Below are 15,553 nucleotides of genomic sequence, written 5' to 3' on the forward strand. Positions count from 1 at the left end.
CCATGAAAAGGTATATATAGAACTGAAATACAACTCCTAGGAATATATTCATGCTAATCGGGAATTTCGTGTGACTAACCAGGAATATATGTCTCGCAATCGGGAATATATGTCTCGCAATCGGGAATATCCAGTTTCGAAGTGAAGATGCTTCCTGGTAAAACAGTTTTGTAACCAGCTTACAGATATAAAAATATAAACCTTGTATGTACCGATAGTCTGTGGAAGCAGCAAAGAAGTGTTTTTTCACCATTTCCGATTTATACCGTACAATTTCAAGCAAAAATACTTTCCTCACGCCGTACAAAGCTTCCATTTAAAAAATCGTCACCCCATTATGGAAGTGACGATTAATCTTATAAAACAGCAGCCCCATCTTCCAGGAACCATTGTATCTTCTCTCTTAATCTGACAACTTCGCCCACGAGGATAATGGCTGGATGACTGATTTGCGCCTGACGCACTTTTTCCTCAATTGTGGATAACTCCGCTGTAACGCAGTGCTGCCGTGCCGTTGTTCCCCACTGAATGACCGCAACAGGGGTCGCCGGGCTTTTGCCATGAGTGATGAGCTCGCGGCAAATATGGGGAAGATTGGACACTCCCATGTAAAAAGCGATCGTGTCGCTCCCCTGAGCAAGCGCCCTCCAGTGGATTCCATCCATTCCTCTTTCCTTTTTCCCGTGCCCTGTCACAATCGTAAAGGATGTCGCATAATCACGGTGGGTGACAGGAATCCCTGCATAAGCCGGGGCTGCAATGCCCGAAGTCACGCCCGGTACGATTTCGAACCGAATTCCATGTTCTGCCAGCACTTCCGCTTCCTCTCCAACCCGTCCGAATACACACGGATCACCGCCTTTTAATCGTGTGACATTCTTTCCTGTCAATGCTTTTTCAACAAGCAGCTCATGGATTTCCTCCTGAATCAGCGCATGTCGTCCAGGCAGTTTGCCGACATAAATCAGCTCGGCGTCTTCTTTGGCATAATTCAACAGCTCTTTATTGATCAGACGGTCATAAGCTATGACATCAGCGCGCTTTATGCATTCAAGGCCATATACCGTGATTAATTTGATATCGCCAGGCCCTGCGCCAACAAGATAGACGGTTCCCTTCTCCATTATGTATCCAGCTTCCCTTCAGATATTAATCGGTTCAAAAGTCTGTTCCTTTCCTTCATTTCCCTTTGCTTTGTCAACTCGGCAAAACGGGCATCAAGAAGCTGTGACAGCAGTTGTTTTTTTCGGATGGGATCAGATTCAGCTCCCAGAATCCTTTTTCTCGCTGTAAAAAGAAATTCAAGATATTCTTCATAGGATTCATCGAACTCACTCTCTAACCGCTCGACAATTTGCTTTGAAAGTCCGGGGCTCGCTCCCGAGGTTGAAACCGATAGACACAGCCTGCCCCGGTGCAGCACTGCCGGTACGGTAAAAGTGCTTTTTTCCGGATCATCAGCAATATTTACAAGCTGGCGGCCATTGCAGGCTTCATACACTTCTCCGTTCACACTCCGGTCGTTTGTACACGCAATAATGAGAAAAGCGTCCTTCACATCATCCCGCTGGAAGGTTTTATTTTTCCATATAACCCTTCCTTCCCCCACCCATGACTGTATAGCAGAGGTTACGACAGGGCTGATGACGGTAATGACTGCTCCGGCATCTAGAAGGCTGCGAGTTTTCCTCTCAGCTACCTTCCCACCGCCAATCACGACGGCGGGCCGGTCTTTTAACTGTAAATGAATCGGATACGCACTCAGGATAACCGCTCCCTGCACTTTGAAATCCAGCACTGTACTAGTTCTGGGCATGATCCAAAATGGAAGTGTGTATATCCTGCAATCAGATTTCTTTCCATGAAGCCTTCTTTTCTCGCGCCGCGCATTCCAGCCGCATTATAGGCAGGGCGTCTCTCCCCATTCCCTTCAAAAGTAGAATAATGGAATTCATGGCCTCTTGCCGAAACTCCTTCCGGCAAAAGAAAGTTCCCTGGCTCCCCAGTAATTTCCCGGTAGCCAAGTGCAGCAAGCTTTGTCTGCATCACAACTTTCCCCGGAATGATGCCAGTCATTTTGTATACTTGTCCATCTGTTGTTTGGATAGATTCAGTCAAATACATGAATCCGCCACACTCTGCCAGCGTTGGCAGCCCATCTTCAATTGCCTTTTTAATAGATAGTTGAACATCCTTACCGGAGCTTAACTCTGCGGCGAACTCCTCCGGGAAGCCGCCCCCAAGATACAATCCGTGCACATTCTCCGGCAAAGCTTCACCAGCAAGCGGCGAAAAATATACAAGCTCTGCTCCATAGCTTTCAAGAAAATCCAGGTTTTCCTGATAGTAGAAGTTGAAAGCCGCATCTTTTGCCACGGCAATGCGGACAGATGGTTTCTCTGTTTTATCAAAAAAAGAAGCTTCTTCTGCCATGATCGGTGCAGCATCAGCCAGCTCCAACAACTTTTCGAGGTCAAAACTGTTCTCGATAAGCTCACCTAACTGTTGGAAAAACGGATCAAGCTCGCCTCTCTCAATCGAAGGAATCAAGCCAAGATGCCTTTCGGGAATTTCAATTCCATTTTCCCTCTTGAGATAGCCAACGACAGGAATGCCGCACTCTTGTTCAATCGCAGCTTTCACAAGCTTGTAATGCCCTTCGCTCCCCACCCTGTTCGCAATCACACCGACAATATTCGGGCCGTCTTCAAGAGTTTGGAACCCTTTTACGATAGCTGCAGCACTTCTCGCCATGCTGGCGCAGTTGACAACAAGGATAACGGGCGAGCCGGTGATCATGCTGACGTGCGCAGAGCTTCCCATGCTTGAGAGAGGATCTTTCCCGTCAAAGAAACCCATAACCCCTTCAATGATCGAGATGTCGGCATCTCTGCTACCACGAGCGCAAATTTCTTTTACCATGTCTTCCGAAAGCATCCAGCTGTCGAGGTTGCGGGAAGAACGGCCTGTCACTGCGGTGTGATAGGTCGGATCGATATAATCCGGACCACACTTAAAGCCTTGCACTTGAAGACCTCTTTTTTTCAGGGCTGCCATGAGCCCAATTGTCAATGTCGTTTTTCCAACGCCGCTGCCTGTTCCGGCAATCAAAAGTCTCTTCTCCAAGTTCACCACTCCAAATTATTACCGGCCATCATGCTTCATGACTGCCACTGAAATCGTGACATTACCGGATTTCTTTTTCACAAGCTCCAAATCACTTTCTTTACTGCACAAGAGAGCTGCAGGTTCACTGACTCCGTATGCTCCCGTATACTTATAGACTGTTTCGGACGGGTCCTTGATATCAACCGAGTTTAGCTCCTCCGGTGTATAACAACGGAACTCCCAGCCTTGCTCCTGTACAGCCTCAAGCAGCCCTTCTTCGTCCTTTTTCAAATCGATTGTCGCAACCGCCTTGACACTTTTGAACGAAAGCTGCAATTCCACTAGTGTTTCCTTTATGACTGAAAGTATCTCGGAGGCAGAAGTTCCTCGGTTGCAGCCAATTCCGAGGACAATGACTTTCGGCCGGTAAAGCACACCGTTATCAAGAATTCTTTGTTCGTCCTCCCGGAGTAGCCGATGTGTAACAACGAGAGCTGCATCCGGCTTTTCCGCCAAAGCCTCGGGAATACTTTTGTATATTACTATATTTGCAGGGAGAGGCCTGTCATGCTGCCACCAATTTCTTTCACCCGATTCCTGAATGACAACGACTTTTTCTTCATTGACGACCGAGGCGCTGACTGGCGTCAGCTTTTCGGCAGATTCCCACACCCAGCCAAATCGTTTCCCGAATAAATCGACGGGTATCGTTTTTTGCACATCGGAGGCAGTCGTAATGACAGGCCTTGCTCCAAGCAGCGCTGCCACTTCTGCCGTGAGCTCGTTTGCTCCGCCTAAATGGCCTGAAAGCACACTAATCACATGTTCTCCCTTGTCGTCGAGCACGACGATGCCTGGATCAGTTTTCTTGTCCCTCAGGATGGGGGCAATCATTCTGACAACCGCACCAAGGGAAATGATTAAAATAATTCCTTTGTACGCCCCAAACAGCGACGGCAGCAAGAGGCGTACACTCCCGTTAAACAGCGTAATGCTTTTTTCAGCTTCATCGCCTTTCTCAAACTTCCCCATATAATAGAGGTCTGCATTTTCGAACAGCACATGAAGCTTCCGTGCCAATAGAGTTCCGTGCTTGGTGATTGCTACGATTGCATAAGCGTTTCGCACATCGACTTCTGGTAATTTCCCTTCTTCCAGAAGGAGCGTCATGATTTTACTCCTTTTCTGAATCCGTGCGTAAACTCTTTATCGTATAATTTTGAGCGAAAGTTCTTTTCGTGTATCTTTTCATCCAATGCCCAGCCGGCAAGGATCATAGCCTGCTTCCTGATTCCGTTTTTCCGCATGTCATCATCAAGGTTTTCAAGCGTGCTTCGGACCAATTTTTGGTCTGGCCATGTCGCTTTATATACGACCGCAACCGGCGTATCCTTGCTCCAACCCGCATCAAGGAACTCTTTCACCACTTTTTTTGTCAAAGTAGCGCTTAAAAATAACGCAACTGTGCACTGATGTTTTGCCAGATCGCGCAGCTTTTCTCCATCGGGCACAGGCGTGCGCCCCTCTGCCCTTGTTAGGATGACAGTCTGCGTAAGGTCGGGAACCGTAAGTTCGGCACCGAGCGCAGCAGCGGAGGCGAACACTGAGCTGACCCCAGGGATGATTTCAACTTCCGCACCAGCTTCTTTCAAAAGGGCAATCTGCTCGAGTATTGCCCCGTATACTGCCGGGTCGCCGGTGTGAACACGGACAACTTTTTTCCCATCCCTTAAGCGCCCTGCCATCAGTTCCACCATTTCTTCCAAATGCATCCCGGCAGTTTTGATCACCTCGACACCTTCCCGCGCTTCCGAAATCAGGTCTTCACTCACAAGCGAATCGGCGTAAAGCACAACATCTGCCTCTTTCAAACGGCGAAGTCCTCTTACTGTAATCAAATCAGGCGCTCCCGGGCCTGCCCCGATAATCGTTACCTTCATTATTTCCTCACCACCATCAATGTTAAGTACTCAAGCTCCGTGCGGTCCAGCTCTTCCATCTTCCAGACGACTTCTTCGTCCGACGTTACTTTTGTGACCACCGAAGCTTTATCAACCAAGTCAAGCTCACGGAGAACAGCAAGCATCAAATCCATTACTTTTGCCACTTTGATAAATACCACGCAGTCGTTATCCACAATTGCTTTTTTCATTTTTTCATAGTCGTCCTGAGCAGGGATGATGGCTACATGGTCGTCCCCTTCAGCAAGCGGAATGCCAAGCCTTGAAGCGGCCCCGTTTATCGATGATATTCCTGGGACCGTTTTAATTGGCACCTCAGGATGGCGCTCTTCCATCAGCTTCATCATATGTATGAACGTACTGTATAATAGCGGATCTCCTTCTGTTACAAAAGCGACATCCTTGCCTTCCTTCAGCTTTTCCCAAACGGTTTCAACGGTTAAGGTCCACTCTCGCTCAAGGATGGTTGGATCTTTAGTCATTGGAAAAATAAGGCCAAGCATTTCTTTTTCGTCGGGGTTTATGTAGACATCAATGATTTGGTGGGCGTAGCTTTTACTGCCTTTCAGTTTCTTCGGATAGGCGATGACTGGCGATTCCTTTAATGTCCGAAAAGCTTTTACCGTAATCAGCTCCGGGTCCCCGGGGCCTACGCCAAGCCCGTATAATGTTCCGATCATTTATATTTCCTCCTTCCGGCTTGCAGTGATAATGTAAACAGGGTTTAATGCTTCAAATCTTGTTAACTGCAAGATTGGTTTGCTTCGCGATATTTGTGCCAATGTGACAGATACTTTAAAGTTCCGTTCTTTAAAAGCTTCCATGGCGCCGGACAATGATTCAACCGTAACCGCATTTAAAACGATTCTTCCATTCTGCTTTAACCGGCTGCAGCAGACATCAAGGATGTCGTCCATCCCACCGGCTGTTCCTCCAATAAAAACAGCATTAGGGTCAGGAAATTCCCCAAGTCCTTGAGGTGCCAAACTGTGGACGACCGTAAAATCAGTCCGGAATTTTTTCATATTTTCATAACAGTTCACAAGGTCATGTTCATTTTTCTCAACGCTGTAAACTGCCCCTTCACGCGCTAGTTTTGCAGCTTCGATGGAAACCGAGCCTGTACATGTCCCAATATCCCAAACAGTGCTGTCAGGCTTAATTTTCAGCTCACTTAAGCTCAATGTCCTGATCTCTCTTTTCGTAATCAGTCCTTTATCGGGCTTCCGCTGGGAAAATTCTTCATCTGGGATGCCAAACGGCCACTCGGGAGATGGCCCGGTTTTTTTTAGAATCACAACGTTTAACGGCGAGAACACCGTGTTCTCCATGTCCTTGAGTTCGTACCAGCCTGTCCGTTCGTTCTCCCCGCCCAGGTTCTCGGCCACGAACGCTCTGTATTCAGTCATGCCAAAAGATTTTAAGTATGCCGCAATCTTTGATGGACTGTTCTCTTCATCTGTCAGCAGGGCAATCTTGATCTGGCCGTCTATCCGCTGGGCCAGGCCCTTCATGCTGCGGCCGTGTACACTGGTAAAATAAGCATCTTGCCAGCTTTCTTTCATTCTCGCAAATGCAAGTTGGATGGAACTGAAGTAAGGATAAATTTCGAGATCCATTTTGGACGAAAGATAACCGCCAATTCCATAAAACAAAGGATCTCCTGATGCAAGAATCACGACGCGCCTACTTTCCTGCACTAATCTGTCCGCCAGCACTCCGATTCCGCCTTTGACTGGTATTTTCTCCCCTTTGTATTCTGGAAAATGGGCAAGATGCCTTTCACCGCCGACGAGCACCTCGCTATTTCCAATGATTTTTTCATAGAGCGGTAAAAGACTCTGCCTACCTTCATCACCAATTCCAATCATTTTGATTCTATTTGCCATCTAACTCCGCCCTTCCCAGCAAGCTTCCTTTCATGGAATACAAGCTTGTCTCTATCGTAATTCCGCCTTTCACCTCTTGTAATCCTGACAAGCAGCAGCTTTCACAGAGCTTTTCGAAAAAACTATGGTGATCCGCCACCATGTCCCCGACCTGAGAGGCAGTGTTGGCACCCCTGATTTGTTCTGCGAGTCCGTCTTCCACCCCGGCAGACAGCGCTACATCTGCAAGGAAATTAAAGTCAACCGGTGCGCTTTTTGAATGGACCATCATCACGCCCTGAGCAAATTTAGAGAATTTGCCCATCATCCCAACCGTGGAAACTTTCCTCATTCCGGCCCGCTTGCACTGCTTCAATGTAAAGCCGACGAAATCGCCCATTTCGATAAAAGCTTCCTCTGGCAGGGAAGGATACTGAAGCATCGCATATTTTTCGCTTCTCCCTCCAGTTGTAATAACAACATGATCACAGCCGCATGATTTTGCTACATTGATAGCTGATACGATGCTTGCTTTATAGGCCGATGTAGAAAACGGAAAGACCGTGCCCCTTGTTCCAAGAATGGAGATTCCGCCAAGTATTCCAAGGCGACCGTTCAATGTCTTTTTGGCAATTTCCTCCCCATCGGGCACAGAAATGACGATTTTAATACCTTTTGTGATTCGAAATTGACGGAGTACTTCCCGCGCTGTTTCCATGATCATTTGCTTTGGGACAGGATTGATGGCAGCTTCCCCTACAGGCACCGGCAGGCCTTCCTTAGTCACACGTCCTACGCCAATGCCGCCATCAAGCACAATTCCCTCTTCTCCATGCCAGAAGACTTCAGAACGGATTAAGGCTTGGTGCGTAGCATCAGGGTCATCGCCTGCATCCTTAATCGTTCCAGCTACAACGCGACTCTCCTCGATACGGCACTCTTCCATTACGAAAGTGGAAAAAATGCCGACCGGCAAAGAAATGGTGGCTTCAAGCTGTTCTTCTTTTGTAATAAGAGCCGTTAAGGCAGCCTTCGTGGCTGCCGTGGCACATGCTCCTGTTGTAAAGCCCTGCCGTAGTTTTTTTTCAGCATTCGCACTCATGTTTTAATCCTTTTCGGCGAGCAGTGAAATAGCGTTCAACGCGGCAACGGTGACCGTGCTTCCGCCTTTCCTTCCAATATTTGTGATATAGGGGATATCCAGCTTCGCCAGCTCTTCCTTTGATTCCGGAGCAGAAACGAATCCGACCGGAAGGCCAATGACAAGCCCCGGCTTTGCTTCGCCTTCTTTGATGAGGCGAATCAGCTCGAGGAGTGCAGTCGGTGCATTACCGATGGCAAAGATACCTCCGTCCGCTTCCTTGATTGCTTTTCGCATGGATATGATGGCCCTTGTTGTTTGGAGCCGCTTCGCTTCCTCCATCACATCAGCGTCGGAAATATATACCCTAACATCGCCTCCGTACTTTTCGATCCTTGGTTTGCTGATGCCTACCTGAACCATTTGGACATCGGCGACAACTGTTTTTCCGCTTCGGACGGCCTTTATACCTGCCGAAATTGCGTCAGGGTGGAACAGCATGCTTTTTCCAAGTTCAAAATCGGCTGATGCGTGGATAACACGCCGAACCACTGGGTACTGCTCATCGGTAAAGCTGTGCTCCCCCATTTCCTCATCAATCATTTCAAAGCTTTTCACTTCAATCATTTCCGGGTGCACCGTGATAGGCTTAAATTCTGTTTTGAAGTCCACTGGTTTGCCTCCTCTCATTGTTCGGGAAAATTTCAGCCAGATGCCTAATGACATCCTGAAAACTTGAAAACTTCGTGCCATACTCGATACTCGGCCTTTTGATTAAAACCGTTTCGATTCCAAGCTCTTTTGCTGCTTCAAGCTTTTCATCCACCGAACCGACTTTACCGCTTTCCTTTGTTACCATTGTCGTGACACCGTAATGCTGATAAAGCGCCTTATCAAAATACTTTGAGAAAGGACCCTGTATCATGATCATGTCCTTCTGCGGGAAGCCAAGTTTCGCACATTTTTCCATATTGTCCTGTCTTGGGAGCATCCGGGCGATTACTCTGATGCCCTGAACTCCAAGAAGCTTTCTAGCGAAGATCTCAAGTGTCTTGCTTCCCGTTGTCAGCATGATAACTCCTTTTTTTCGGTACGCCACGTTTGCTGCTTCCTCATAGGAGGATACAATCGTCAGTTTTTCGTCTTCAAAAACCTGCGACTCGCGTTCATAACGGATATAAGGGATATTTCTTTCATTTGCGGCAGCCATGGCATTCCTGCTGGCTTCTTCTGCAAAAGGATGGCTTGCGTCCACAATTGCCGCAATCCCTTGATTGACCACCATCTTTTTAAAATCCTCGCTTGTAAGCCGGCCGACGGTAACAGTAAGTCCCTGTTTCTTCAGCTCATTTGCAGCATTTTCTGTGACGACCGTTGTCAGCAAGCCATAGCCAGCATGTTTAATCTCAAGTGCCAGCGCCCTGGCATCACTCGTTCCAGCAAGAAAGAGAATCATACCTTTGCCACCTCTTCAGGGACACGATTATCTTCGTGGTCATCTTTGGGATGATGATGTTCCACATGTTCAAGATGATGGTTGTGATCATGTTCATGATGATGGCCATGGTCGTGGTCGTGGTCGTGATGATGGTGATGCTCTACATGTTCCATCGCCATGATCCGGTACTGGCATGTATCGCAGTTCATTTTCACTTCTCCCTGGAGCGCTTCTTCTATGCGGTCCTCAATAATATTCTGCAGGCGGGGGTGAAACCCAAAGTATCCGGCCAGTTTGATTTCCTGCTGCTGATATTCCGACTGAAAATCACAGACAAGCTTTTCAAGTCTCTTGATCAATATTCCCGTAAACAGAAAGTATGGAAGGATGATGATTTTTTGGGCTCCAAGTCTGATGCAGCGCTCAATTCCTTCCTTCACAAGCGGCCCGGTAACCCCCATGAACGCTGGTTCTACGAGTTTATATTTTGTTTTTTCCCAGAACAGGCGGGCAATCTTGTAGAGCTCACTGTTGGCATCAGGGTCACTTCCTCCCCGCCCTAGAAAAATGATTGCTGTATCCTTCTCCGCCTCATCCGGATCCTCGCCAATCTCCCGGAGCCGCGACAGGCAAATTTCAATGGTCTCTTCATGGATGCCAATCGGCCGTCCGTAAGTGAATCCAATCTTCGGGTATTTCTCTTTCCCTTCATCAATCGCAGCAGGAATATGTATTTTCGAGTGGCCTGCCGGTAGGAGCATAATCGGAATCACAACAATTTTGCTCGCTCCTTTTTGAGCGCAGGCATCAATTCCCTGGCCGATCGTCGGTGCTTCAAATTCAAGAAAACAAGTTTCAACGAGTAATTCAGGATCAAGCCTAGGTTTCAGTTCTTCGATAAATTCCCTGACTTGGCTGTTTCCTTCCGGGTCGCGGCTTCCATGCCCCACTAGCAGTACTGCTTTCATCTATATACCCCCATTCTTATTCTCCGCACGGCGCCGGTTCCAGTTCAATGGCAGGAGCCGAATCGCTGTGCCAGAATCCCTGCACTTTCTGGACCCTTTTAAAATATTTATAAAACCGTTCATTAGGGTGTGCATTCGCTTGATATTCGCCCACAATTCTTTCAATCACTTCAACAATTCGTTCCGGCTCGATTCCTTCAGCTACTGGCTGTCCCGGGTGAGCCGTCCTGCCAACTGTTTTGCCACCCAAAAATAAATCGAATTTCCCTGTTCGGAAAACAAGGCCAATATCCTCATGGACTGCGCCATAGCAAGCCATTCCACATCCATTCAAGCCAATTTTCAGCTCCTTTGGCATTTCCGAACCGCCAATTTTCCGCTGAATTTCCTCAGCGTATGGGATAGCGTCTTGCTTTTCACCATCGCAAAAATCGCAGGCCTTTAACTGTGCGACATCCCCGACAGGAGCGAGTAAAAATCCTGCCTCTGTAAGGGCGGCAGTCACATTTTCGGGATTTCCCGTCGGAATTTTAAGCAAAATATGGTGGTGCGGCGTATACTCGATGGTTCCACTGTCACCGGCTAATTCTGCAAGCAAAATCATTTGCTTTGGTGTAAACTTCTTATTCGCAACCCCCGGGCTTACCGCCAATTCGAAAATGGATTCGATTTGAGGGTGGAGTATATACTGTGCCTGCTTGGGCTCGCCAAGTTTTTCAAGCGCCTCCATGACAATCTGCAGTGATGAATCCTGCTTTTTGGCACCAAGGCCTTTCTCCTCTTTCCCTTCATGCAAAGCCCATGGCTCGTTTTCCGGCCGGAGCCGCTCGTGCGGACGAAGCGCCTGCTCTTCTTGATGCAGTGTGTATTTTCTTCGATATCCCCTCGGGGTGATCATTTTACCGTCGTGCAGGAAGGTGGAGGAATTCCCGATGAGTACGGTTGTCAGCATGCCAATTTCGTGCTCAAGCATGTTCGCTAGCGTTGTCAGGACAACTTTTTCGGTGTCGCGGTAAGCACTTTTCACAAGACCTACGGGTGTTTCGGGAGAACGGTATTGCAGCAGGGTCCTTTGCGCTTCGGCAATCTGCTTTGTCCTTCTTCCGCTCTTCGGATTATAAAGGGCGACAACAAAGTCTCCCATACCGGCGGCCTCCAACCTTTTTTCGATGATAGCCCATGGAGTCAAATGGTCACTCAGGCTGATCGTACAAGCGTCGTGCATCACTGGGGCTCCGAGCAACGAGGCGCATGATTGAATCGCTGAGATGCCGGGAATCACTTCCACCTCAATACCACTTTCTTCCTTCCACCCTTTTTCGGCGAGTACTTCATAAATCAGTCCCGCCATCCCGTACACACCAGCATCGCCGCTTGAGATAACGGCAACCTTCTTTCCTTTTTCCGCAAACCGGACAGCTGCCTGGGCCCGGGTCACTTCCTCGGACATTCCCGTGCTGACCATTTCCTGGTCGGTGATGAGTTCGCTGATAAGATCAACATATGTCTTGTAGCCGATGATCGTATCGCTTTCCCCTATTGCATCTTTTGCCCGTTTGGTGATATGCTCTGCACTTCCTGGTCCGAAACCGACGATAAGCAATTTTCCTTTCAACTTAAATTCCTCCCTTTATCATTTCGGCGAGCATCGAGAGGCCGAGGATGATACTGTAAATTCCTGTTACCGATCCAAGCACGATAAATACCTGGCGTTTCAGCCTTGACTTCATGAAGCCCCACGAGATGAGGAATGTCATGAGAATGGTTGACATCAACAGACCGACTACGAACAGGACAAGCTGGGCAGTTGCTGCAGTAGCGCTGTCCAGCCCTCCCGCACTAGTAATGGCTGCGATTTGGGTTGGGCTTTCCACGCCAACGCCATGAATGACGCCGATGATAAAAGCACCAATCACGCCGAGCTTCAAGGGCGAGAGCTTTTTTTCGCCAAAGCCAAGTTTTTTTGTCAGCCTTGTCAAACCTTCATACATAATGGTGAACCGGCCTTTATGCTCATAGCTTTCTCTGTTTTTGAAAATGGAATAGATAATGAATCCGCCCAGCACAAGCAGCGTAATGCCCACAAGGATTTCAACAGAGTTTTGCGCGCTTTTTGGAAGCTTAGCACCGACAAATAATGTCAGCAGCCCGATCATGAAAACGATGAGGCCATGGCCGAGCGCATACATGACGCCAAGGGATATTTGTTTGCTTCGATTTCCTTCGCTTCCTACCATATCGGCGATGGCTGCGACATGGTCACTGTCCATCCCGTGGCGTGCTCCGATAAGAATGGCTAACAAGGCAAACGATACTAATTCCATACCTCAGCCACCTACCTTGATGGGTTTGTCTTTTCCTTTTTCCGACTCACTGCTGATCTGGACGTATTGACTGTCCTCGTAGCTGTACAGCACGGAATCGTGCAGGCCTTGATCACTTTCAATATGGTTCCGGGCCAGCCTGCGGCCAAGCTCCGGCGTCATTTCCTTGTACCATGTTCCTTCCGGATACTCGATGACGATGCAGGCATCCTTGCATCTCCCATTGCACCTCGTCCTCGTGGTGTGGATGCGGGAATCAAGATTGAGTTCCGCGATTTCGCGGCGAATTGCTTCTGTGACTTCTTCCCCACCTTTGCGCATGCAGCTTGAGCCGTTGCAAATGAGGATATGGCTGTTTACTCCTGATAAATTCCAGGTTGTCATTGTTTTCTCTCCTTTTTTTCAAAATTAAAGCACCTCTATCCATTGGATAGAGGTGCTGAAAAAAGGACAAGATTCCGGATCTGGCTGTCTTCTGGTACACGCATAACGCGCGGCCATGGCCGGTGCCGGAAAATTGTACTTCTGCTGCCTATTACCCGTAGGAGTTGAAGAAGTGTAACATAGGCAGGTCTCCTGACTTAGGTTCATCATTTTGCTGCGTCTTCCCGGAATATCCAGTGACATGCTGCAGCGAAACTCCCCAATTACAGTGGCGGGACCGTGCCGGATTTTCACCGGACTTCCCTTTTAAGTGCAGCTGTTAAATCGCCGCACACCTATGCTAGAGCTATTCTGTTGTAAGAGCCCTGCCACGAGGGCTTGAGCAAAATAAAAAGCCTTAACTTTTCTCCAAGTTAAGGCATGAGACAGTCCAGTCAAACGGCATCGCCGCTAAATTGTCCTACTCATCCTTCCCTCCGAAGAATAATGAAAGAATTTTAAAAGCAGGTCTTCTGGCTCATGCTTCACTTTACTCTTGTCCCCTTCCCGGCGAGGCCAGTGGGTTCGCGACAATTTCATCAGCAATTACAGTAGCGGGGGCTGCACCGGATTTCAACCGGTTTCCCTATTATCCCAAGCTGTAAAACTTGGGCACTCTTAAAATATCATATTCACTTCTATCTATATTTAACTGAAAAATGCGGATTTTATCAAGTATTGATTTTACTAGTTTTGTGTGTTATTGGAGGATGGTGTAGATTAAGGCAATTTTGTGTCGTGTCCATTTCGAGTTTTTACAAATTATATTATTGTTCGCAGCTTCATGTTGTTTTTTTACATATATTGTCTAATTGTCCGAATGAGGCTGTTTTCTGTCCGAATCACGCGATTTCTTGTCCTAATAAAACTGGTTTTTGTCCCAATCCTGAGGTTTTTTGTCCGAATGCCGCCATTTCCCGGGAGAATGAATTATTTCCCGGCAAGATACCAAGAGAACGGAGCCAAATTCAGGTGAATATCGTACAGTGTTCACATTTTCATGATCATTTGCCTGATCTAAGGAACAAAACATAAAATTACCACGTCTTTAAGACTAGTTCAACCGATTTTGAAATTCTAGTAGTGGGATTTCCTCTTAACCTCATTAATCCCTAAAGTTTGCTTTTCTAATGGTTCTGTTATGTTATTGTTGATAAATTAGGGAGACCCTATAATAGAGTTTCCCCTAACAAGGCATTTTACCTGGCCAGCCAATTGGTTTTTAAACTACTAAAAAGTCGTATACCAGGTCATGGAGCTGTTCAAACTATTAAGTAATATCAGTAGAGAATCGAACTTTCATGTTAGTGATAAAACTTACAACTGTCCTTCAATTTATTTTCTGCCCTGTCCAATGAGACTGTTCTTGCTTGAGCTTTTTTCACAAAAAAAACACCCCAAAAGTAATCCTTTTGGGGTGCCTATATTTTTTATTGATTGGCCCAGTCTGCTGGGAATGTTACGTATAGGAAGCGTGCATGGCCGGTTACTGAGAACTGGATTTTGCTTCCTTTTGGAATGAGGATGACTTCTCCTTGTTTAGCGCTGATTTTTCTTCCGTCGATGATGATGTCGAGTTGGCCTTCAATGATGTAGTCAATTTCATCATAGTCCAAGGTCCAATCGAATGTTGTATCTTTCATTTCCATGATTCCGCTGCCCAGTCTTGGACTTTCTTCAAGTGTGAAGAGGTCTTTTGTGTAAACGACATCCCCTTCTTTTCCAGTATCAAGGCGGTTTTCTTCAGTTACTTTAATAGTTGGTACATTCAGGGAAATGATTCCGCTAGGATCAACGGTTCTATTGGTCGGGGCTGTTCCTTCTTTCCCCAACTGTTCTGCGATGACTTTCCTGATTAATGATTCTAAAGTCGCTTTATCCAAATCTTGCATTACGACATTCATCTCCATTCTTTTAGAATTTCACTTTCAAAGAAAGGGCAGCTCTTTTAAGGAATCTTTAGTTGAACAAACAAGGTTCAATTATAGGCCCTCCTCCAAGCCAGTCCCTGCAGTCTTACTCTGCAAAGCTGCTTGATTTAGGCAGGATCGCAGCTACTTCTGAATGCGGGCGTGGGATAACATGGACTGATACCAGTTCACCAACACGGTCTGCCGCTGCAGCACCAGCATCTGTTGCTGCTTTGACTGCGCCTACATCACCGCGAACCATTACAGTTACTAATCCTGCGCCGATTTGTTCTTTGCCGATTAATTCTACGTTTGCTGCTTTCACCATTGCATCTGCTGCTTCGATTGCTCCAACTAAACCTTTTGTTTCTACCATTCCTAATGCGTTTGAAGTTGCCATTTTTGTTTCCTCCTTGAGTGATTGGATTTATTTTATTGACTATAGATTTGATTATTTAACCAAACCCGCAAT

16 protein-coding genes and 2 riboswitches are annotated in these 15,553 nt (G+C 47.2%); all 16 genes read right to left on the reverse strand.

What is annotated here, in order from left to right:
• Positions 1-356 precede the first annotated feature (356 nt).
• The 16 genes from cobA to D1970_RS07340 all read right to left on the reverse strand — a co-directional run bounded on the left by cobA (position 357) and on the right by D1970_RS07340 (position 15,481).
• Entirely contained in the window at positions 357-1,124 is a 768-nt protein-coding gene (gene cobA / locus D1970_RS07265) for a uroporphyrinogen-III C-methyltransferase (protein WP_119112222.1), read from the reverse strand.
• On the reverse strand, positions 1,124-1,783 hold the full coding sequence (locus D1970_RS07270; protein ID WP_259339591.1) for an NAD(P)-binding protein: 660 nt from the start codon (positions 1,781-1,783) through the stop codon (positions 1,124-1,126). The genes cobA and D1970_RS07270 overlap by 1 nt, the downstream gene beginning before the upstream one ends.
• Positions 1,762-3,132 (reverse strand): cobyrinic acid a,c-diamide synthase CobB, encoded by a 1,371-nt coding sequence (locus tag D1970_RS07275; protein ID WP_119112224.1) that lies wholly within the window; start codon positions 3,130-3,132, stop codon positions 1,762-1,764. Before D1970_RS07275 ends, D1970_RS07270 begins: the two co-directional genes overlap by 22 nt.
• A gap of 12 nt (positions 3,133-3,144) precedes the next feature.
• Positions 3,145-4,278, reverse strand: a complete 1,134-nt coding sequence (locus D1970_RS07280) for a cobalt-precorrin 5A hydrolase (protein ID WP_119112225.1) — start codon at positions 4,276-4,278, stop codon at positions 3,145-3,147.
• Positions 4,275-5,048, reverse strand: a complete 774-nt coding sequence (gene cobM / locus D1970_RS07285; protein ID WP_119112226.1) for a precorrin-4 C(11)-methyltransferase — start codon at positions 5,046-5,048, stop codon at positions 4,275-4,277. Before cobM ends, D1970_RS07280 begins: the two co-directional genes overlap by 4 nt.
• The gene (gene cobI, locus D1970_RS07290; protein WP_119112227.1) at positions 5,048-5,749 is read right to left on the reverse strand and encodes a precorrin-2 C(20)-methyltransferase; all 702 of its coding nucleotides are present in this window, start codon (positions 5,747-5,749) and stop codon (positions 5,048-5,050) included. Before cobI ends, cobM begins: the two co-directional genes overlap by 1 nt.
• Entirely contained in the window at positions 5,750-6,958 is a 1,209-nt protein-coding gene (cbiE, locus tag D1970_RS07295) for a precorrin-6y C5,15-methyltransferase (decarboxylating) subunit CbiE (protein ID WP_119112228.1), read from the reverse strand.
• Positions 6,948-8,039, reverse strand: coding sequence for a cobalt-precorrin-5B (C(1))-methyltransferase (locus tag D1970_RS07300; protein WP_119112229.1), 1,092 nt, complete (start codon positions 8,037-8,039; stop codon positions 6,948-6,950). Before D1970_RS07300 ends, cbiE begins: the two co-directional genes overlap by 11 nt.
• A gap of 3 nt (positions 8,040-8,042) precedes the next feature.
• Positions 8,043-8,690, reverse strand: a complete 648-nt coding sequence (locus D1970_RS07305; protein WP_119112230.1) for a precorrin-8X methylmutase — start codon at positions 8,688-8,690, stop codon at positions 8,043-8,045.
• Complete coding sequence (gene cobK / locus D1970_RS07310; protein ID WP_119112231.1) at positions 8,668-9,474, reverse strand: precorrin-6A reductase; 807 nt, start codon at positions 9,472-9,474, stop codon at positions 8,668-8,670. Before cobK ends, D1970_RS07305 begins: the two co-directional genes overlap by 23 nt.
• Positions 9,471-10,424, reverse strand: coding sequence for a sirohydrochlorin chelatase (locus D1970_RS07315; protein WP_119112232.1), 954 nt, complete (start codon positions 10,422-10,424; stop codon positions 9,471-9,473). Before D1970_RS07315 ends, cobK begins: the two co-directional genes overlap by 4 nt.
• A gap of 16 nt (positions 10,425-10,440) precedes the next feature.
• Complete coding sequence (gene cobJ / locus D1970_RS07320; protein ID WP_119112233.1) at positions 10,441-12,039, reverse strand: precorrin-3B C(17)-methyltransferase; 1,599 nt, start codon at positions 12,037-12,039, stop codon at positions 10,441-10,443.
• A gap of 1 nt (position 12,040) precedes the next feature.
• The gene (locus tag D1970_RS07325) at positions 12,041-12,748 is read right to left on the reverse strand and encodes a HoxN/HupN/NixA family nickel/cobalt transporter (RefSeq protein WP_119112234.1); all 708 of its coding nucleotides are present in this window, start codon (positions 12,746-12,748) and stop codon (positions 12,041-12,043) included.
• 3 nt (positions 12,749-12,751) lie between these two features.
• A complete protein-coding gene (locus D1970_RS07330; RefSeq protein WP_119112235.1) occupies positions 12,752-13,132 on the reverse strand; it encodes a (2Fe-2S) ferredoxin domain-containing protein in 381 nt (126 codons plus the stop codon).
• 165 nt (positions 13,133-13,297) lie between these two features.
• Positions 13,298-13,486, reverse strand: a riboswitch (cobalamin riboswitch).
• Between the two features lie 131 nt (positions 13,487-13,617).
• A riboswitch (cobalamin riboswitch) is annotated at positions 13,618-13,806 on the reverse strand.
• 795 nt (positions 13,807-14,601) lie between these two features.
• Positions 14,602-15,063: a EutQ-related cupin domain-containing protein gene (locus D1970_RS07335; protein ID WP_119112236.1), complete on the reverse strand. Its 462-nt coding sequence runs from the start codon at positions 15,061-15,063 to the stop codon at positions 14,602-14,604.
• 124 nt (positions 15,064-15,187) lie between these two features.
• The gene (locus tag D1970_RS07340) at positions 15,188-15,481 is read right to left on the reverse strand and encodes a BMC domain-containing protein (protein WP_119112237.1); all 294 of its coding nucleotides are present in this window, start codon (positions 15,479-15,481) and stop codon (positions 15,188-15,190) included.
• Positions 15,482-15,553 lie beyond the last annotated feature (72 nt).

The organism is Mesobacillus zeae (genome assembly GCF_003570705.1).
Lineage (GTDB): Bacteria > Bacillota > Bacilli > Bacillales > Cytobacillaceae > Mesobacillus_C > Mesobacillus_C zeae.